This window comes from Streptomyces sp. NPDC049887, assembly GCF_040656535.1.
Lineage (GTDB): Bacteria > Actinomycetota > Actinomycetes > Streptomycetales > Streptomycetaceae > Streptomyces.
In genome coordinates, this window is the sequence record NZ_JBFAMM010000005.1 from 281,562 (window position 1) to 302,075 (window position 20,514).

General features: G+C 73.0%; 12 protein-coding genes. 8 read left to right on the plus strand and 4 right to left on the minus strand.

Features of this window, described 5'->3' with window-relative positions:
- Nucleotides 1-17: 17 nt before the first annotated feature.
- Nucleotides 18-1,769, minus strand: coding sequence for a malto-oligosyltrehalose trehalohydrolase (gene treZ / locus AB0J10_RS08935; protein ID WP_363059303.1), 1,752 nt, complete (start codon nt 1,767-1,769; stop codon nt 18-20).
- Between the two features lie 225 nt (nt 1,770-1,994).
- Between treZ and AB0J10_RS08940 the strand changes: the two genes are divergently transcribed.
- Nucleotides 1,995-3,371, plus strand: a complete 1,377-nt coding sequence (locus AB0J10_RS08940) for a GH1 family beta-glucosidase (protein ID WP_363059305.1) — start codon at nt 1,995-1,997, stop codon at nt 3,369-3,371.
- Between the two features lie 54 nt (nt 3,372-3,425).
- Here AB0J10_RS08940 and AB0J10_RS08945 read toward each other — a convergent pair whose 3' ends face one another.
- Entirely contained in the window at nt 3,426-4,316 is an 891-nt protein-coding gene (locus AB0J10_RS08945) for a GNAT family N-acetyltransferase (RefSeq protein WP_363059307.1), read from the minus strand.
- 1,010 nt (nt 4,317-5,326) lie between these two features.
- Between AB0J10_RS08945 and AB0J10_RS08950 the strand changes: the two genes are divergently transcribed.
- The 7 genes from AB0J10_RS08950 to AB0J10_RS08980 all read left to right on the plus strand — a co-directional run bounded on the left by AB0J10_RS08950 (nt 5,327) and on the right by AB0J10_RS08980 (nt 15,663).
- Nucleotides 5,327-5,878, plus strand: coding sequence for a DUF1707 and FHA domain-containing protein (locus tag AB0J10_RS08950; RefSeq protein WP_363059309.1), 552 nt, complete (start codon nt 5,327-5,329; stop codon nt 5,876-5,878).
- 504 nt (nt 5,879-6,382) lie between these two features.
- Nucleotides 6,383-7,249 (plus strand): universal stress protein, encoded by an 867-nt coding sequence (locus AB0J10_RS08955; protein WP_363059311.1) that lies wholly within the window; start codon nt 6,383-6,385, stop codon nt 7,247-7,249.
- 475 nt (nt 7,250-7,724) lie between these two features.
- Nucleotides 7,725-9,791 carry a transketolase gene (gene tkt, locus AB0J10_RS08960; RefSeq protein WP_363059313.1) on the plus strand — a complete coding sequence of 689 codons (2,067 nt, stop codon included), beginning with the start codon at nt 7,725-7,727 and terminating at the stop codon, nt 9,789-9,791.
- Between the two features lie 61 nt (nt 9,792-9,852).
- Nucleotides 9,853-10,884 carry a phosphogluconate dehydrogenase (NAD(+)-dependent, decarboxylating) gene (gnd, locus tag AB0J10_RS08965; RefSeq protein WP_363059315.1) on the plus strand — a complete coding sequence of 344 codons (1,032 nt, stop codon included), beginning with the start codon at nt 9,853-9,855 and terminating at the stop codon, nt 10,882-10,884.
- 3 nt (nt 10,885-10,887) lie between these two features.
- Nucleotides 10,888-12,339: a glucose-6-phosphate dehydrogenase gene (zwf, locus tag AB0J10_RS08970; protein WP_363059317.1), complete on the plus strand. Its 1,452-nt coding sequence runs from the start codon at nt 10,888-10,890 to the stop codon at nt 12,337-12,339.
- Nucleotides 12,340-12,526: 187 nt separating this feature from the next.
- Entirely contained in the window at nt 12,527-13,270 is a 744-nt protein-coding gene (locus tag AB0J10_RS08975) for a beta-phosphoglucomutase family hydrolase (protein ID WP_363059319.1), read from the plus strand.
- The gene (locus tag AB0J10_RS08980) at nt 13,267-15,663 is read left to right on the plus strand and encodes a glycosyl hydrolase family 65 protein (RefSeq protein ID WP_363059321.1); all 2,397 of its coding nucleotides are present in this window, start codon (nt 13,267-13,269) and stop codon (nt 15,661-15,663) included. The genes AB0J10_RS08975 and AB0J10_RS08980 overlap by 4 nt, the downstream gene beginning before the upstream one ends.
- 174 nt (nt 15,664-15,837) lie before the next feature.
- Here the strand turns inward: AB0J10_RS08980 and treY are convergent, their stop codons facing one another.
- Nucleotides 15,838-18,153 (minus strand): malto-oligosyltrehalose synthase, encoded by a 2,316-nt coding sequence (gene treY, locus AB0J10_RS08985; protein WP_363059323.1) that lies wholly within the window; start codon nt 18,151-18,153, stop codon nt 15,838-15,840.
- Between the two features lie 144 nt (nt 18,154-18,297).
- Nucleotides 18,298-20,418 carry a glycogen debranching protein GlgX gene (glgX, locus tag AB0J10_RS08990; protein WP_363059325.1) on the minus strand — a complete coding sequence of 707 codons (2,121 nt, stop codon included), beginning with the start codon at nt 20,416-20,418 and terminating at the stop codon, nt 18,298-18,300.
- Between the last annotated feature and the right edge of the window lie 96 nt (nt 20,419-20,514).

A 20,514-nucleotide genomic window follows, 5' to 3' on the forward strand; every position in this document is an offset into this window, starting at 1 on the left:
CTTGCGGCCCTGCCATGTCACGCGTCGTGCAGCACCACACACGACTCGCCCGCCAGTTCCAGCACGCCCTCCGGCCCCGGCGGTGCGGTCTCGTCCCAGGCGGCGAGCACCCGGCCGCCCCCCGCGCCCAGCGGGATCGTGACCGGTTCCACGCCGAGGTTGACCGCGACCCGTACGTCGCCCCGACGGAAGACGAACCAGCGCGCCTCCTCGTCGTAGGCGATCCGCACGGCCGCGAGGTCCGGGTCGGACAGGTCGGGTTCGCTCCGGCGCAGGGCGATCAGCCGGCGGTACCAGGCCAGGAGCCGGGCATGGGGTTCGCGGTCCCGCTCGGCGCGGTCCAGGCACGAGCGTTCCCTGGTGGCGGGGTCCTGCGGGTCGGGGATGTCCCGCGCCGTCCACCCGGTCCCGGCGAACTCCCGCCGCCTGCCCTGCCGTACCGCCTCCGCGAGTTCCGGGTCCGTGTGGTCGGTGAAGAACTGCCACGGCGTACGGGCGCCCCACTCCTCGCCCATGAACAGCATCGGGACGAACGGTCCCGTCAGCACCAGTACCGCCGCGCAGGCCAGCAGTCCGGGCGAGAGGGCCGACGAGAGCCGGTCGCCGGTCGCGCGGTTGCCGATCTGGTCGTGCGTCTGGGCGTAGCCGACGAACCGGTGGGCGGGTGTGCGGACGAGGTCGACGGGACGGCCGTGCGTACGGCCGCGGAACGTGGAGTACGTGCCGTCGTGGAAGAAGACATGGCCGAGGGTCTTGGCGAGCGCGCCGAGCGGCGCGCGTGCGAAGTCGGCGTAGTAGCCCTGCGATTCACCGGTCAGCGAGGTGTGCAGGGCGTGGTGGAAGTCGTCGTTCCACTGGGTGTGGACCCCGAGACCGCCCTCCTCGCGCGGGGTGGTGGTCCTCGGGTCGCACCGGTCGGACTCGGCGATGAGGAACACCGGCCGCCGCACGTCCGCCCCGAACCGGTCCACCTCCGCGGACAGTTCCTCCAGAAACGTCAGCGCCCGGGTGTCGACGAGGGCGTGGACCGCGTCCAGCCGCAGTCCGTCGACGCGGTAGTCCCGCAGCCACCCCAGCGCACTGCCGATCAGGTACGCGCGCACCTCGTCGGAGCCGGGCGCGTCCAGGTTGATTGCCGAGCCCCAGGGAGTGTGATGAATGTCCGTCAGATACGGTCCGAACGCCGGCAGATGGTTGCCGGACGGCCCCAGGTGGTTGTGGACGACGTCCAGGACGACACCGAGCCCGAGTCCGTGGGCCGTGTCCACGAAGCGCTTCAGGGCCGCCGGGCCGCCGTACGGCTCGTGCACGGCCCAGGGAGCCACCCCGTCGTAGCCCCAACCGTGGGTCCCCGGGAAGGGGCACAGCGGCATCAGTTCCACATGGGTGATGCCGAGTTCCGCCAGCTCGCCGAGCGCGGCGGCCGCGGCGTCGAGCGTGCCCTCGGGCGTGTAGGTGCCGATGTGCAGCTCGTACAGGACCGCGCCCGCGAGGTCCCGGCCGCGCCAGTCGTCGCTTCGCCACACGTGCGTGTCGGGGGCGACCACCGCGCTCGGTCCGTCCGGGCCCTCGGGCTGACGGCGCGAGCGCGGGTCGGGCAGGACGGGGCCGCCGTCGAGGCGGAAGCCGTAGCGGTCCCCGTCACCCGCGTCCGCCTCGGCCGTCCACCAGTCCTCCCGCGACGGGTCGCGCTCCATCCCCTGCTCGGTGTCCTCCAGCCACAAGTCGACCCGGTCCTGCGCCCGCGGTGCCCATACCTCGAACAGCACTGGTGATCGATCCCCTGTCATCTCGGCGTCGGTGTTGCCGGCGTCCTCGTGCGGGCGTCGGTGGTCCGGTCGTCCGTGGTCCGGTCGTCCGTCGTGCGGCCGCCCGGCGTCCGGTCGTCCGACCCGCCGGCGCCGGCGGAGTCGTGCCGTCGGCGGCAGTTCTCCCCAATCCTGGCAACTTCGCCCTCTGGAGGCGCCGTACTCGCCGGTACTAGGGTCCGCGCCATGACATCGCCCTCCGCGACACCGCTGCCCTCCTTCCCGCCCGGATTCCTGTGGGGTGCCTCGGCGTCCGCGTTCCAGACGGAGGGGGCCGCCGACACCGACGGCAAGGGCCCCTCCGGCTGGGACGCGTTCGCGGCGGAGCCCGGACGGATCAAGGACGGCGCGGACGCCTCCCGCGGAACCGGCTTCCACGAGCGCTACCGCGAGGACGTGGCGCTGCTCGCCGGGCTAGGCGCCGGCGCCTTCCGCTTCTCCGTCAGCTGGCCCCGGGTGATACCCGGCGGCAGCGGTCCGGTGAACCCCGCCGGGATGGGCTTCTACGACCGGCTCGTCGACGAGCTGTGCGAGCACGGCATCACCCCCGCGCCGACCCTCTACCACTGGGACACCCCGCTGCCCCTGGAGGAGGCCGGTGGGTGGCTCGACCGCGACACCGCCGCGCGGTTCGCCGACTACGCGGCCGTCGTTGCCGACCGTCTCGCCGACCGCGTCCCCATGTGGATCACCGTCAACGAGCCCGCCGAGGTCACCATGCTCGGTTACGCGCTCGGCGAGCACGCCCCCGGCAAGCGGCTCCTGTTCGACGCCCTGCCCGCCGCCCACCACCAGCTCCTCGCCCACGGCCTCGCCGTCCGGGCCCTGCGTGCCGCAGGCGCCGGGAACATCGGCCTCGCGGTGTCCCACTCGCCCGTCCACCCGTCCGGCGACAGCGACGAGGACCGCTCCGCCGCCGAGCTCTACGACACGCTCACCAACCGGCTGTTCTCCGACCCGCTGCTGACCGGCCGCTACCCGGACGGCTTCGACGGACTGATGCCGGGGCCGGTCGCCGACGACCTCGCCGTCATCTCCGAGCGACTGGACTGGTACGGCGTGAACTACTACAGCCCCATGCTGGTCGGCGCCCCCGCGACCGACGCGCTGGACTCCTACGCCGGACTGGGCATGCCCGCCGAACTCCCCTTCGGGCTCAGGGAGATCGAGGGCGTCGAACGCACCCGGTTCGGCTGGCCCGTCGTCCCGGACGGCCTGCGGGAACTGCTGGTCGGCCTCAGGGCGCGCTACGGCGACCGCCTGCCTCCCGTCCACATCACCGAGAACGGCTGCTCCTACGACGGACTCGACGACCACTCCCGGATCGCCTTCCTCGACGGCCATCTGCGGGCCCTGCACCGGGCGGTCGAGGAGGGTGTCGACGTCCGCGGCTACTTCGTCTGGTCGCTGACGGACAACATCGAGTGGGCGGAGGGCGCGTCGCAGCGCTTCGGCCTGGTCCACGTCGACTACGACACCCTGGAACGCACGCCGAAGTCGTCGTACGCGTGGTACCGCGACGTCATCCGCGCCCAGCGGGCCGCGCGGCCGCAGTCGCGCTGACCGGCCCGGCGCGGGCCCTGCGCGCGGAGCGGGTCCCGCTCCGCGCGCACCGGGTCAGAAACCGAGGTGGACGCGCTCCTGCACCACCGGGTGCCCGGCCCTGGCGAAGGTGTTCGCCATGGGCACGTTGCCCTGGTCGGTGGCACCGGCGATGAACTCCGCGCCCCGCTCGGCCAGGAAGTGCGTGCACTCGGCGAGCAGGTCGTACGCGTAGCCGTTGCCGCGGTGTTCCGGAACGACGCCGATGAAGCCGATGCACGGGCCCGACGGGTTGTGCGCCGGGATGTGCAGACCGACGAGTTCGCCGTCCCGGTACGCCAGCCGCCACCATGCGCGCGGCGACGGGCACCAGTGGAAGAAGTCCAGCTCCTCCTGGGCCGCCTGGTCCAGCCCGCCCTCGGCGATGGCGCGCAGCGCATGGACGTCGAGCGTGCCCGTGTGAACGCGGCGCAGCACGTCGAGGAACACGGCGTCGTCGGGTTCGGGCCGGAACTCCAGCCGCCCGGGCCGCTCCGGCAGCCCGCATCCGGGCGTCCACCGGTACTGGAAGCGTTCCACCAGGACGCTCATCCCGGCGGCTTGCGCGGCCCGTATCCGCACCTCGGCGGCGGCCCGGGACACGGGGTCCTCGCGCCAGCCGGAGGGGAGTATCAGCTCGTACTCGACCCGGAACGGGGAGGCGCGCAGCAGCTCGGCGCCCGCCTCCTCCTCGCCGTCGGCGACGTCGAACCAGTTGAGATTGACGGGAGCGGTGTCGTCGGGGCCGCCCCACCAGGCGGCACGTGCGACGACCTTCCCGTCGCGCAGGGCGACCCGCTTCCACTCGGGGCGGTGGGTGGCGCGGGCCAGGGCCCGGCCCACGCCGAGCGGATCGGGCAGGGTGTCGAAGAGGTACGCGTCGCTCTCGGAGAGCGCGCGGAAGAGCGGACCGGTGGAAGCGGTCATGGTGAGTCCTCCGGGACTGCGGAAAGGTGTGCCGCGCTCCCGGTCAGACGACGGACGCCGGGCGGTCGGGGCGGGAGCGCGGGAACGATCTGGTCTGCACTGCACTCGCCTCCTTCCAGCGGCCATGGGCGTCGGGAGCATGGTAGACGCACCCGGGGGAGCCCACCATCGCATTTCCGCCCGCCGGTCCGGGGAGTCGCCGGCCGGGGGTGGGTGAGGGACGTACGGGGTGCGGCACCTCGCCGGGGCACCGCCCGCCGGACCGTTCCGGCGGGCCGGTCACCGCGGACTGTTCCCGGGTGGGCTGCTGCCGGGACGGCCCCGCCTCGGCGGACCGCTGACGGTTTGCAGGGCGCGGCCGCGCGGGGAAGCGGGAGGAGGGGCGTGACTCGGGGCGGTCCTCCCTGCCGCGGACGCGCTCCCGCTTCCCCTTCCCCTCCCTCGCGTTGTGCCCGTGCCCGTGTCCGTGCCGCTGCCCGTGCTCAGCCGCCGGTCGCCTGGGCCGACTGATCGCGGACGTACTCGGCATGGCGCAGCAGCCCGGCCGAGGTCTCGGTCCCCAGCTCCTTCAACTCGCCGACCACGGCGTCCATCCGCGCGGTGCCGCCCTCGGCGCGGCCGAGGGCATGCTCCGTCCAGGCGGCGCGGACCAGGCACTGGACACGGTCGCAGAGCGGCCTCGGGGCCGGGCTCGCTCCAGCCCTTCACCGTCTCGGCGGCCCGCAGGAACTGCTCGGCCGCAGCGCGAGGGTCGCGCAGCTGTTGCAGCAGCCGGGCCAGCGTCTCCCGAGCCTGTACGCCCTACTCCCCGGGGCGGCCGCCGACAACCTCCTCGTCCTTGTGCCTCCGGGCGCTGCGGCACCGCCGGTCGGAGGCGGTTCCTGGGCGTTCGCCGCCCGGAGGACGCCCGAGGTTCGGCCCCGCCGGCCCGGGGCACGCCGTACCGGAACGGAAGTGATCTTCATGGTTCCTTCTGGACACCCGGGGCGCCCGGCCGGACAATCACGTCTGTGACGTCCTCCTTCGAGTCCCAGACGTATCGCGCGCGGCCCTCCGACGCCGATCGGGAGCGCGTCCTCGGAGTGCTCCGGGAGGGCGCCGTCCAGGGCCGGTTGTCGCACGACACATTCGTGCGGCGCATGGAGCTCGCCCTGGCCGCCCGCGGGCCCGACGAACTCCGCGCGCTCACCGCGGACCTGCGGCACGACGGCGGCGGGCTGTCCGAGAAACTGTTCGGCGCGGTGGGGAGGGTCTCGGCGTTCTCCATGAGGCTCGGCCGCGCCTGGCGGGCGGAGCGGCTGCCTCCGCTGCTGCTGCCGGAGCCCGGTCCGTATCCGCTGCGCATCGGCCGTGACCCGTCCAACGGGCTGCGGCTCAGCCATGAGACGGTGTCGCGGCTGCACGCCGAACTGGCGCTGCGCGGCGGGCTGTGGGTCCTCCGCGACCTCGGTTCGACCAACGGCACGACCGTCAACGGCCGTCGTGTGACCGGCTCCGTGGTGGTCCGGGCCGGCGACATGGTCGGCTTCGGCCACATGAGCTTCCGCCTCGACGCGCGCTGAGACACGTACGCGGGCGGTGCGGAGGGGCGCCGGGGGACCACGCGCAAGGGGGCGCCCCGCCGGCGCGCCCTGTCGACGGCGCCGGTGACCATCGCCATGCCGACGGGGGGCCGCCGCATCCGGGACCAGGGGCACGGCCTGGGTCCCGTCGCCGGGTCCGACGTGTGGCCCGGCGCTCATGCGACCGTCCTCGCAGGGGTGAAGGTCGGCGGCCCGGGCGACGGTGGGTGCCGGCGCGGTCTTCACGCGCGACATGCCGGCGCCCTCCGCTGCCGTCGGAGTTCCGGCACTGGGCGTCGCGGAACGGCCCGTGCCGGGGCGGAGGGAGGGCGCGGTGGGTGATGGCCCGCACGCGTGCGCCGATGCATCCCGTCACTGTCCGTCACCTCCTGAATCGCGCCGTTCGTCCGGAGTCGGTACTTTCTTGATCAGGTGTCCTCTCGCGTCGAGGGCCGCGCCCACCGGGCCCGGCCCCTCGCAAGAGCCCGAGGCAAGGAGGACGGCATGTCCCGACCCATCGTCGTGGGAGTGGACGGCTCGGACGGAAGTCTCGCGGCCGTGGACTGGGCCGCCGACGAGGCCGCCCTGCGCGGCGCGCCACTGCGGCTGGTGTACGCGACCCAATGGATCGCGCACCAGTTGCAGGCCGTGCGGATGTCCCACGAGGACCGGGCCGGCGAGGCGGAGGGCGTCCTCGGCGCGATGGAGGAGCGCGTACGGTCCCGCAGGCCGGAGCTCGTGACGACCGGCGAGGAGATCGAGGACTCGCCGACGACGGTCCTGCTGGAGGCGGCGTCCCGGGCCGATGCGCTGGTCGTCGGGTCGCACGGACTCGGCGGCGTGGGCGGCTTCATCATCGGTTCCGTGGGGCAGGAGGTCGTCGCCGGCGCCGAGGAGCCGGTGGTGCTGGTACGGCCGGACTACCGCGAGGCCCCGTCCGGCTCGCCGGCCGGCGCTCGGCGCCGGGTCGTCCTCGGCCTCGACGTGACCGATGCCCGCGACGAGCTGATGGAGTTCGCCTTCGACCACGCGGCGCGGCGCGATGCCCCGCTCCACGTCCTGCACGGCTGGCACGCCCCGTTCTTCCACCGGCACCGGGCCGCCGGCGACGCGGACTCGGGCGTTGAGGCCGAGATGGCGTCGGCGCTCGCCCAGGCCGTACGTCCGTTCCGCGACAAGTTCCCCACCGTGGAGGTGACGGAGGAGTCGGCTCCCGGAAGGCCCGCCGGACAGCTCGTGGAGGCAGCCGCGGACGCCCGTCTGGTGGTCGTCGGCCGGCGCAGGACGGCCTCCGGTTCGCATATCGGTTCGATCACCCACGCCGTCATCCACCACGCCGCCTGCCCGGTTGCCGTGGTCCCGCACGGCTGACATGTCGGAACGTCCGACGGCGGGCGCCCGTGTGGGGCACCCCGGCACCGGCGAGGGCGAACCGTCCAGGGCCGACCGGGGTTCCCGTCCGTCCCGTTCATCCCGTCCGTCCCGGACACGCCGTACGTCCCCGCGCGGCCCACGCCCGGGACGTGCCGTCCGCCCCGGACATCTCGGCCACGGCTCCCGCATCTCACCCGGCGTGGGTGAGGCCCGCCCGCCGGCGCCGTGGCCACGATGCGAGAAGGACCTCGACGCCGCCGGGCCTGCGGATCCCCCCTGTCCGTCGCCGCGCGAGGCCCCGCACGGCCGGACGCCCCGCCCGCCGGTCGGCCCGACCGGCCCCAACGGTTCGCCCCGCCCGCCCCCGACGAAGGAAGCAGGCCCACGGCCCCACGCAGGAAGCAGGGACAGAGCAGAGAACGAGCACGCCGAGACGCCGAGACGCCGAGCACGCCGAGAACGGGGAACGCTCATGACCGACGACCTGGACACCCTGTCGGTGAACACCATCCGCGGCCTGTGCATGGACGCCGTCCAGCGCGCCGAGTCCGGGCACCCCGGCACACCGATGGGCATGGCCCCCGTCGCGTACACGCTCTGGCAGCGGTTCCTGAGGTACGACCCCCGGGACCCGATCTGGCCCAACCGCGACCGCTTCGTGCTGTCCGAGGGCCACGCCTCGACGTTGCTGTGGTCCCTGCTGCACCTGGCCGGGGTCCACGCGGTCGACCCGGACTACGAGGTGCTGGGCCGTCCGGCGGTCACGATGGAGGACCTGAAATCCTTCCGCCGGCTGGACTCCCGCTGCCCGGGCCACCCCGAGTACCGCTGGACGAGCGGGGTGGAGACCACGACCGGCCCGCTCGGCCAGGGCGTCGCCACGTCCGTCGGCATGGCGCTCGCCGGCCGGTGGCTGGGCGCCGCGTACAACCGCGAGGACTTCCCGCTCTTCGACTTCGACGTGTACGCCCTCGCCGGCGACGGCTGCATGATGGAGGGCATCTCCTCCGAGGCCGCCTCGTTCGCCGGCCACCAGCGGCTGTCCAATCTGTGCTGGATCTACGACTCGAACCGGGTCACCATCGAGGGCCACACCGGCATCACCTTCACCGAGGACGTCGCGGCACGGTTCCTCGCCTACGGCTGGAACGTGACCACCGTCGCCGACGCCAACGACCTTGACTCCGTCGCGCGGGCCTTCCACGACTTCCGGGCCGAGACCGAACGCCCCACCCTGGTGCTGGTGCACAGCCACATCGGCTACGGCTCGCCCGTCGAGGACTCCCCTAAGGCCCACGGCTCACCGCTCGGCCCCGACGGGGTCCGCGCGGCCAAACGCTTCCTCGGCCTGCCCGAGGACGAGGAGTTCCGGGTCCCCGACGCGGTGCGGGAACGGTTCGCCCAGGGCATCGGCACCCGCGGCGCCGAACTGCGCGCCGCGTGGGAGAAGCGGTTCGAGGACTACCGCGCCGCCTGGCCCGCCGAGGCCGACGAACTGGAGCGCATACAGCGCCGCGAACTCCCCGACGGCTGGGACCGGGCGCTCCCCGAGTTCCCGCCGGACCCCAAGGGCCTCGCCACCCGGGACTCCTCGGGCCGGGTGCTCAACGACCTGGCGCGGAACGTCCCCTGGCTGCTCGGCGGCTCGGCCGACCTGGCCCCGTCCACGAAGACCAGGCTCACCTTCGACGGCGCGGGGGACCAGGAACCCGACGATCCGGGCGGGCGCAATCTGCACTTCGGTATCCGCGAGCACGCGGCCGCCGCCATCTCGAACGGGATGGCGCTGACGAAACTGCGGCCCTACTGGTCCGGCTTCCTCATCTTCTCCGACTACGCCAAGGGCGCCATCCGGCTTTCGGCCCTGATGGAGCTGCCAGTCGTGCACATCTTCACCCACGACTCCATCGGCGTCGGCGAGGACGGACCGACCCACCAGCCGGTCGAGCAGCTCGCGGGACTGCGGGCGATGCCCGGTCTGCTGGTGTTCCGCCCCGCGGACGCCGGCGAGGTCACCGAGACCTGGCGGTACATCGCCGCGCTGCGCCACGAGCCGGCCGCGCTGGTGCTCTCCCGCCAGGCGCTCCCCACGCTCGACCGCACCCGGCTCGCGAGCGCGGCGGGCGTCTCACGCGGCGCGTACGTCCTGGCCGACGCGCCCTCCGGCGCGCCGCAGGTGATCCTGCTCGCCACCGGGTCCGAGGTGTCCCTGGCACTGGCGGCCCGGGACGAGCTCGCGGCCGAGGGCATCGGCGCCCGGGTCGTCAGCATGCCGTGCTGGGAGCTGTTCGACCGTCAGCCGCGGGCGTACCGGGACGAGGTGCTGCCGCCGTCGGTGACCGCCCGGGTGGGCGTCGAACAGGCGTCCACCTTCGGCTGGGACCGGTACGTCGGCGACCGGGGCGCCCTCGTCGGCATGCACACCTTCGGCGCTTCGGCGCCCCTGAAACAACTGCTCGGCAAGTTCGGCTTCACCGCCCAGCAGGTGGCCGAGACCGCCCGCGGACTGCTGGCGGCCGGCCGGGAGGCGGCGCCGTGACGGGCCACCGCCGAGCAGTCCCGCAGATCGTCCGCACCCACCGAGAACGGGGAGAACGACCATGACCACGGACACACCCATGCAGCTCGGCATGGTCGGACTCGGCCGGATGGGCGCCAACCTGGTGCGCCGGCTGATGCGCGACGGCCACCACTGCGTCGTCTACGACCTGGACACGGACGCCGTGAAGGAGATGGAGAAGGAGGGGGCGACGGCCGCCTCCTCGCTCCACGACCTCGTCGATCGGCTGGAACAGCCGAGGAACGTCTGGCTGATGCTGCCCGCCGGTGTCGTACAGCCCACGCTGGACCAGCTGGCGGCCCTGCTGGCGGCCGACGACACCGTCATCGACGGCGGCAACTCGTACTACCGCGACGACATCGCCCGTGCACGGCAGCTCGCCCCCAACGGCATCCACTACGTGGACTGCGGCACCTCCGGCGGCGTGTGGGGCCTCGAACGCGGCTACTGCCTGATGATCGGCGGCGAGGACGAGCCGGTGGCACGCCTCGGCCCGCTCTTCCGCACCATCGCCCCGGGCGTCGGTGACGCGGCCCCCACACCCGGCCGGACCCGTTCCGACGGGACCGCTCCGGAGGGCTATCTGCACTGCGGGCCCAGCGGGGCCGGCCACTTCGTGAAGATGGTCCACAACGGTGTCGAGTACGGGATGATGGCGGCCATCGGCGAGGGGCTCAGCATCATCAAGCACGCCGACGCGGGTCTGCGTTCGCGCACGGTCGACGCCGAGACCGCCCCGCTGCGCGAGCCGGAGGCCTACCAGTACGAGATCGACGTGGCCGAGGTCGCGGAGGTGTGGAGGCGAGGCTCGGTCGTCGGGTCCTGGCTGGTGGACCTCGTCGCCGACGCGCTCGCCCGCTCGCCCGAGCTCGACACGTACTCCGGGCGGGTCTCCGACTCAGGCGAGGGCCGCTGGACGGTCCTGGCGGCGGTCGACGAGAGCGTGCCGGCGCCCGTCATCACCAACGCGCTCATCGAGCGCTACGAATCGCGCGGGCTGGGGCAGTTCACCGACAAGGTGCTGTCCGCGATGCGCGGCGAGTTCGGCGGGCACGCCGAGAAGGCGGGGTGAACCGTGACCGCAGGAAACCACGCGGAGCACCCCGGTGCCGTCCCGGACGACCACGTCATCGTGCTGTTCGGGGCCACCGGCGACCTCGCCCGGCGAAAACTGCTGCCCGGACTCTTCCACCTGGCGAAGGCCGGACTGCTGCCCGACCGCTACCGGATCGTCGGCTCCGCGCCCGCCCGGGCGGCGCTCGGCGACGACGAGTTCCGCAAGAGGGCGCGGGAGTCGGTCGCCGAGTTCGGAAGGTCCGGGCCCGAGGGCGAGGAGTGGCGGAGGTTCGAGGAGTCGCTGTCCTTCGGTGCCGCCGACCCCGAGGACCCGGAGCCGCTGCTGGCGGCCGTGCGCGACGCCGAGCAGGCCGTGGGCGGCGGGCCCCGCCGGCTGTTCCACCTCGCCGTGCCGCCGAATGCGTTCGCCTCCGTCATCGAGATGCTCGGCGCGACGGGCCTCGCCGAGGGCGCGCGCGTCATCGTGGAGAAGCCGTTCGGCACGGACCTGCCCTCCGCGCGGGCCCTCAACGCGACCATCCACTCCGTCTTCGACGAGTCGAGGGTCTTCCGCATCGACCACTTCCTCGGCAAGGAGTCGGTCGACAACATCCTGGCGCTGAGGTTCGCCAACGGTCTGCTGGAGCCGGTCTGGAACCGCGAGCACATCAGCCATGTGCAGATCGACGTGCCGGAGAGGATCGGGATCGAGGGCCGCGCCCAGTTCTTCGAGGGGACCGGCACCTTCCGCGACATGATCGTCACCCATCTGTTCCAACTGCTGGGCTTCGTGGCGATGGAACCGCCGACCACGCTCGCCGCCAAGCCCCTGCGGGACGAGAAGGAGAAGGTCTTCCAGTCCATGCGGCCACTGGACCCGGCACACGTGGTGCGCGGGCAGTACGAGGGCTACCGCGAGGAGCCCGGCGTCGACCCCCGCTCGGACACCGAGACCTTCGTCGCACTGCGCGTCGAACTCGACAACTGGCGCTGGGCGGGTGTGCCCTTCTACCTGCGCTCCGGAAAGTCGTTGGGGGAGGGGCGGCACGTCGTGACGCTCGGCTTCCGGGAGCCCGCCCTTCGGATGTTCCCGGACACCGAACGCCACTGCACCCGGACCAACGAGCTGGTGATCGACTTCGACGACCCGGGCACGATCGCCGCGCGCTTCCTGGTGAAGGACCCCGGGCCCGCGATGCGGCTGAGCGACGCCGAGATGCTCTTCAGCTACGCCGAGTCGTTCAACACGATGTACGCGCTCGAGGGGTACGAGCGCCTCATCCTGGACGCGATGCTCGGCGACCAGTCCCTGTTCACCCGTTCCGACGGCATCGAACGGCTCTGGGAGGTGTCCACCCCGCTGCTGGAGAACCCGCCGCCGGTCGAGCCCTACGCCCCCGGCTCCTGGGGGCCGGAGAGCATCGACCGCCTGATCGTGCCCTACCACTGGGCCCTGCCGGGCCGACGGTGACGAGCCCGGAAGCCGGTCCGCGTCCCCCGCCGGGGCCCGGACCGCACCGGACGCGGAGGCCGGCGGGTGTTCGGGCGGCGGGCTGCTCCGGATGGCACCGGGCACGTCATCCCCACGGGGTACGCGCGGTGCGGCGGGGGTCCGCTGTCGCCCCCGACGGCCGCCGGCGCCTCCTAGCCTCGACCGCATGCTGGGGCTTCCCGATCATGTGCGCACCTGTCTGTTCGACCTCGACGGCGTCCTCACCCGCACGGCGAAGGTCCACGCCGCCGCCTGGAAGGAGATGTTCGACGACTTCCTGCGCCGGCGGGCCGAACGCGAAGGCGCCGCCTTCGTGCCGTTCGACGCCGTCCGCGACTACGACGAGTACGTCGACGGCCGCCCCCGCGAGGACGGCGTCCGCACCTTCCTCGCCTCCCGCGGCGTCGAACTGCCCGAGGGGACGCCCGAGGACCCGCCGGAGCGCGAGACGGTGGGCGGCCTCGGCACCCGCAAGAACGAGCTGGTGCTCCGCCGGATCCGCGAGGACGGCGTGGAGGCGTACGAGGGCTCCGTCGCCTATGTGCACGCCGTCCGCCGCGCCGGGCTCCGTACCGCCGTCGTCTCCTCGAGCGCCAACTGCCGGGATGTGCTCGCCGCCGCAGGCATCGAGGACCTGTTCGACGAACGCGTCGACGGGATCGTCGCCCGCGAGCAGCGGCTGCACGGCAAGCCGGCGCCCGACACCTATCTGGCCGCGGCCCGCGCCCTCGGCGTCGCGCCGGGGGCCGCGGCCGTGTTCGAGGACGCGCTCGCCGGGGTGGAGGCCGGCCGGGCGGGGAACTTCGGCCTCGTCGTGGGCGTCGACCGCACCGGACAGGCCGCGGAGCTGCGGCGCCACGGGGCGGACGTCGTGGTGGACGACCTGGCCGAACTGATGGAGTCGCGATGATCACCCACTCCGGTTACACGGTCGAACCGTGGTGTCTGCGAGAGACCGGGCTCGACCTCGGCGTCCTCGCCCAGAGCGAGTCCGTCTTCGCCCTCGCCAACGGCCACATCGGCTGGCGCGGCAACCTCGACGAGGGCGAGCCGCACGGGCTGCCCGGCTCCTACCTCAACGGCGTCCACGAACTCCATCCGCTGCCGTACGCCGAGGCGGGATACGGCTATCCGGAGTCCGGCGAGACGATGGTCAACGTCACCGACGGCAAGATCATCAGGCTGCTCGTGGACGACCACCCCTTCGACCTGCGCTACGGCGAACTCGACTCCCACGAGCGGGTACTGGACTTCCGCACCGGAGTCCTGCGCCGCACGGTGGAGTGGACGTCGCCGGGCGGACGCACCGTGCGCATCACCTCGGAGCGGCTGGTGTCGCTCTCCCAGCGTGCGATCGCCGCGATCGCCTACGAGGTCGAGCCGCTGGACGGGCCCGTCCACGCGGCGGTCCAGTCCGAACTGGTCGCCAACGAGCAGATGCCCCGCGAACCCGGCGACCCGCGCGTCGCCGCCGCCGTCGACGCGCCACTGGAGCCGGAGGAGCACTTCGCCCGGGACACCGGGCTGCGGCTGGTCCACCGTACCCGGCGCAGCGGCCAGCGGGTGGCGGCCGCCGCCGACCACCTCGTCGAGGGCCCGGAGGGGACGGCCTGGTCCGCGGAGAGCGAGCCGGACGTCAGCCGGCTCACCGTCACCGCCACGCTGAAGCGGGGCGAGCGGCTGAGGCTGGTGAAGTTCGTCGGGTACGGGTGGTCGGCCGAGAGGTCGCTGCCGGCCATGCACGACCAGGCCGACGCGGCCGTCGCCGCCGCCCGCAGCACGGGCTGGGAGGGGCTGCTCGCCGAGCAGAGGGCGTTCCTGGACCACTTCTGGTCCTGCGCCGACGTCGAGGTGCAGGGCGACGCACAGATCCAGCAGGCGGTGCGCTTCTCGCTGTTCCACGTTCTGCAGGCGGCGGCCCGCAGCGAGGAGCGGGCCATTCCCGCCAAGGGACTGACCGGTACGGGCTACGACGGGCACTCGTTCTGGGACGTGGAGTCCTTCGTCCTCCCGATGCTGACCTTCACCGCTCCCCGGGCCGTCGCCCCGGTGCTGCGCTGGCGGCACGCGACCCTGCCCGCGGCACGGGACCGGGCGCACCAGCTCGGGCTGGCCGGGGCGGCGTTCCCGTGGCGGACCATCAGTGGCGCCGAGTGCTCCGCCTACTGGCCCGCCGGCACGGCAGCCTTCCACGTCAACGCGGACATCGCGCGAGCCGTGGTGCGGTACGTGGCGGCCACCGGGGACGAGGAGTTCGAGCGCGGGCCCGGACTCGAACTCCTGGTGCACACGGCACGGCTGTGGCACTCGCTCGGGCACCACGACCAGGACGGCGTCTTCCACATCGACGGGGTGACCGGCCCCGACGAGTACAGCGCCATCGCCCGCGACAACCTCTACACCAACCTGATGGCGCGGTGGAACCTGCTGGCCGCGGCGGAGGTGGCGGCCCGGCACGCCGACCAGGCCGAGCAGTTGGGCGTCGACGACGAGGAGACCGCGGCCTGGCGGGACGCCGCCGCCCGGACGGCCGTGCCGTACAACGAGGCCCTCGGCGTGCACGAGCAGTCGGCCGGGTTCACCACGTTCCAGCACTGGGACTTCGCGAACACCCCTCCCGACCGGTACCCGCTGCTGCTGCACTTCCCCTACTTCGACCTCTACCGCAAGCAGGTCGTCAAGCAGGCCGACCTGGTCCTCGCCATGGTGACCTGCCCGGACGACTTCACGGCGGAGGAGAAGGCCCGCAACTTCGCGTACTACGAGGCGCTGACGGTACGGGACTCGTCGCTCTCCGCGTGCTGCCAGGCCGTCATGGCCGCCGAGACCGGGCACATGCGGCTCGCCTACGCCTATCTGGGCGAGGCGGCCCTGATGGACCTGGAGAACCTGGAGCACAACACCCGCGACGGGCTGCACATCGCCTCGCTCGCCGGCACCTGGATGGCGCTGGTCGCCGGCCTCGGCGGCATGCGCCAGCACGAGGACGAGGAGGGGGTGCGCCGGCTGGGCTTCGCCCCCCGGCTGCCGGAGAAGCTGTCCGGCCTCAGGTTCACCGTGCTGATGCGGGGGCGCCGACTGCGGGTGGACGTCAGCCCCCGTACGGTCCGCTACACCCTGGAGGGCGGGGACCCGCTGCAGATCCTGCACCATGGCGAGCCGGTCGAGCTCGCCGCGGGCAGCCCCGCGGAGCGCCCCGTTCCGCCGGTGCCGGTGCTGCCCGAGCCGCAGCAGCCCAAAGGCCGCCGCCCGGCGGACCGAGCGTTCGCCGGGCCCGCCGCCGACGAGGGCGCGGACGGTTGAGAACGAGGGCGCGGACGGTCGAGCACGTCGTCCGGCGGTGTCCGGGATTCCGGGTCCCGGACCCCGACTGAGCCGCCGGACCGCCGGACCCACCTGTGCCGCCGGACGCCTGTGCCGCCGGACCGCCGGACACCGCCGGACCCGCCGGACCCGCCGGATGCCGGCGGCCGCCGCTCAGCCGTCCGCCGTGCGTTCCAGCAGCGCGACCGGACCCGCGGCGAACAGCTCCGCCAGCGGCACGGGACCGCCGCCGGTGAACTCCCGGCCGGGGGACAGCAGATCCGTCCACCGCCCGGCCGGCAGCGGCAGCGCGGTGTCCCGCCAGCCGCCCGACTCCTCCAGCCGTAGCGCCAGCCGGGTGACCGCCGTGATCGCCGCGCCCGAGCGGGAGAACGCCAGGCAGTGCCCGGCCGCCGGCCCCTCCGCCGTCAGCGGGGCGTACGTGCCCGACTCGCCGAAGACGCCCGGGCGCCGCAGGCGCAGGTCCAGCGCCGCCTTCGTCACGGCCGTCTTCCGGTCCTCGCCCCGCTCCCGGAACGGCCGCCGGTTGTCCGGGTCCACCAGCGCGAAGTACTCGCCCTCCGTGCCCTGGTACAGATCCGGCACCCCCGGCATGGTCAGGTGCACCAGTGCCGCGCCGAGCGAGGTGGCCCGTACGTACGGGTCGAGTTCCCGGGCGAACAGCGCCACCTGGTACATGGGCGGTCCCGCGGGCCCCGCCTCCACGAACTCCTCCACGGCCCGCTCGTACCCCTCGTCCGGTTCGGTCCAGCTGGTGTGCAGCCCCGCCTCCCGCACCGACTTCAGCAGCGCCGGACCGAGCCGCTCCGGATGGGGGAGCCCGAAACCGCAGGCCGTCTGCCACGCCACCCACGCGAAATGCCGGTCCGGTGCCGGCGCCCAGGCCAGGCTCGTCAGCAGCCGCTCCCACCGCTCCGGGCACTCCGACAGCACCGCGATGCGCGCCCGTACGTCCGCGCTGCGCTTGGTGTCGTGCGTGGAGAGCACCGTCCCGGTGGCCGGCCAGTCCCGGGCGAGCCGGGCGCAGTAGGTGTGGAACTCCTCCGGAGCCACCGCCGGCCGGCCGGGGTCGCCGCCCACCTCGTTGGCCGACAGCAGCGGTACGTAGCGGTAGAAGGCCGTGTCCTCCACCGACTTCGCCCGCAGCGCCGACGACGTCTGCGCGAACCGCGCCCGGAACGCCCGGTGGTCCGGGCCGTCGCCGAGCCGGCCCAGCGCCAGGTCCCGGACCACGTCGACAGCGTCGCCCTCCCGGGCCACGGTGAACACGGCCCTCGCCCGCAGAGCCGCGTCCGCCGTCACCACCGACTCGCCGCCGGTGCGGTACGGGCGGTACACGGGCACACGCACCAGCAGTTCGCGGATCGCGGTGCGCAGCGCCCAGGGCGCATGGTCGCGCAACGCCGTGTCCGCCGCGCAGACCCGCTCGGCCAGCCGGGTCAGGGCCTCGGTCTCGGCCGCCAGCTCGTGCGTCACCACCTTGTAGGCGGCACGCCGCACGGTCGCCCCCCAGTAGCCGCCGCGGTCCCCGGCGGGAGCCGCGTGGTTTCGGTACTGCCGGAGCAGTTCCCCGGCTCCGTCCGGGTCGGTGAACAGCCCGTCGATCCGGTACAGCGCGTCGTACCCGGTGGTGCCGGCGACCGGCCAGGACGCCGGCAGCCGCTCGTCGCCGGTGAGGATCTTCTCGACGACCGTCCAGCAGCCTCCCGCCGCCTCGTGCAGCCGCAGCAGATAGCCCTCCGGGTCGGCGAGCCCGTCCGGGTGGTCGATCCGCAGCCCCTCCACCACCCCGTCCCGCACCAGCTCCAGGATCTTCGCGTGGGTGGCGGCGAACACCTCCGGGTCCTCCACCCGGACCCCGATCAGATCGGAGACGGTGAAGAACCGCCGGTAGTTCAGCTCGGTGCGGGCCAGCCGCCACCAGCCGAGCCGGTACCACTGCGCGTCCAGCAGCTCCGGCAGCGGCAGCTCCTCCGTGCCCTCCCGGAGCGGGAACGTGTGTTCGCCGTAGTGGAGGGTCCGCCCCTCCACCCGCAGCGCTCCGAGCTCCTCGCCCAGCCGCTCGCCCAGCACCGGCACCAGCACCTTCCCGCCACCCGCGTCCCAGTCGATGTCGAACCAGCGGGCGAACGGCGACTCCGGCCCCTCCCGCAGTACCTCCCGGAGGGCCCGGTTGTACCGGGGGACGGCGGCCATGTGGTTGGGCACGATGTCGACCACCAGCCCGAGACCGTGCTCGCGTGCCGTGCGCGCCAGCGCGCGCAGCCCCTCCTCGCCGCCGAGCTCCTCCCGCACCCGGTCGTGGTCGACGACGTCGTACCCGTGCGGGGAGCCGGGCACCGCCTCCAGGACGGGGGAGAGGTGCAGATGGGAGACGCCGAGGCCGGCGAGATAGGGGACCGCCTCCTCGGCGGCCCGGAAGGGGAAGTCCGGTTGCAGCTGGAGCCGGTACGTGGCGGTGGGCGTCATGCGAACGTACGTACCCGGATCGCGCCCCTCTGTGTCACCGGCCGCCGCACCGGCGGCCGTCACCGCCCGCACGTTCACCTGATACGGCGAACGCGCCCCGGCCCGGGGACGACCCGTGCCGGGGCGCGCCACGCCCGTCGGGGACTACGCCGGCCGCCGCAGCACCGTCAGGCTCCGGCTGATCATCCTGATCCGCTCGCCCGCGTCAACCTTCGGCCCCTGGCCCGGGGGGACGCCTTCGGGCCGTGCCGTGTCGACCACGACCTGCCACTGCCGGCCGTGGTCGACCGGCACGGCGAAGTCCAGGTCCTCGTCGCTCGCGTTGAACATCAGCAGGAACGAGTCGTCCGAGATCCGCTCGCCGCGCGGCCCCGGTTCCGAGATGGCGTGGCCGTTCAGGAAGACCGTCAGGGCCTTCGCATGGGCCGCCTGCCAGTCCCGCGACGTCATCTCCCCGCCCTCCGGGGTGAACCAGGCGATGTCGGACAGTTCGTCGTGCGTGCCCTCCACCGGCCGGCCGTGGAAGAAGCGCCGCCGCCGGAACACCTGGTGGTCGCGGCGCAGCCACACCATCGCGCGGGTGAACGCGAGCAGCGTGCCGTCCTGGTCCGCCGTCGACTCCGGCCAGCGCACCCAGGACAGCTCGTTGTCCTGGCAGTACGCGTTGTTGTTGCCCTGCTGGGTGCGGGCGAACTCGTCGCCGTGGCTGAGCATCGGCACGCCCTGGGACAGCATCAGCGTGGCGATGAAGTTGCGCATCTGGCGGTTGCGCAGCTCCCGGACCCCGCCGTCCTCCGTCTCCCCCTCCGCGCCGCAGTTCCAGGACCGGTTGTGGCTCTCCCCGTCCCGGTTGCCCTCCCCGTTGGCCTCGTTGTGCTTCTCGTTGTAGGAGACAAGGTCGTGCAGGGTGAACCCGTCGTGGCAGGTGACGAAGTTGACCGAGGCGAGCGGGCGCCGGCCGTCGTCCTGGTACAGGTCGGAGGAGCCGGTCAGCCGGGACGCGAACTCGGCCAGGGTGCGCGGCTCCCCGCGCCACAGGTCCCGCACCGTGTCCCGGTACATGCCGTTCCACTCCGTCCACAGCGGTGGGAACCTGCCCACCTGGTAGCCGCCCTCGCCGACGTCCCACGGCTCGGCGATCAGCTTCACCTGGCTGACCACCGGGTCCTGCTGGACCAGGTCGAAGAACGACGACAGCCGGTCCACCTCGTGGAACTGCCGTGCGAGGGTCGCCGCCAGGTCGAAGCGGAAACCGTCGACGTGCATCTCGGTGACCCAGTACCGCAGCGAGTCCATGATCAGCTGGAGGACGTGCGGGGAGCGCATCAGCATCGAGTTGCCGGTGCCGGTCGTGTCCATGTAGTACCGGCGGTCCTCGGTGAGCCGGTAGTACGAGGCATTGTCGATACCGCGGAAGGAGAGCGTCGGGCCGAGGTGGTTCCCCTCGGCGGTGTGGTTGTAGACGACGTCGAGGATGACCTCGATGCCCGCCTGGTGCAGCGCCCGCACCGCGGACTTGAACTCCAGGACCTGCTGGCCCCGGTCCCCCCAGGACGCGTAGCTGTTGTGCGGGGCGAAGAACCCGATGGTGTTGTAGCCCCAGTAGTTGTTCAGCCCCGCGTCGACCAGGCGGTGGTCGTTGACGAACTGGTGCACCGGCATCAACTCCAGTGCCGTGACGCCCAGTTCCGTCAGGTGCGAGATCACCTCGGGATGGGCGAGCCCGGCGTACGTCCCGCGCAGTTCCTCCGGCAGCGCGGGGTGCAGCATCGTCAGGCCCTTGACATGGGCCTCGTAGATGACCGTGCGGTGGTAGTCGGTGCGCGGCGGGCGGTCGTCACCCCAGTCGAAGTACGGGTTGACGACGACCGACGCCATCGTGTGCGGCGCGGAGTCGAGATCGTTGCGCGAGTCCGGTCTGCCGAAGTGGTAGCCGTAGACCGCCTCCCCCCAGTCGACGCGGCCGCTCATCGCCCGCGCGTACGGGTCGAGGAGCAGTTTCGCGGAGTTGCACCGCTGCCCGTGCTCGGGCTCGTACGGGCCGTGCACGCGGAAGCCGTAGCGCTGTCCGGGCATCACGCCCGGCAGGTAGGCATGGCGCACGAACGCGTCGGTCTCGCGGAGCTCGACCGCGGTCTCGGAGCCGTCGTCGTGGAGCAGACACAGCTCGATTCGGTGCGCGGCCTCTGAGTAGACCGCGAAATTGGTGCCGGCGCCGTCGTACGTGGCACCGAGTGGATACGCCTGTCCCGGCCAGACCTGCATAGATAAGACTCTTCCACTTCTGATCCGGGTGTTGGGGACCTCTTCGGCCAGATCCTCCCCGAAAGTTGGGCAACCTCCTAGGACTTACCACCGTCC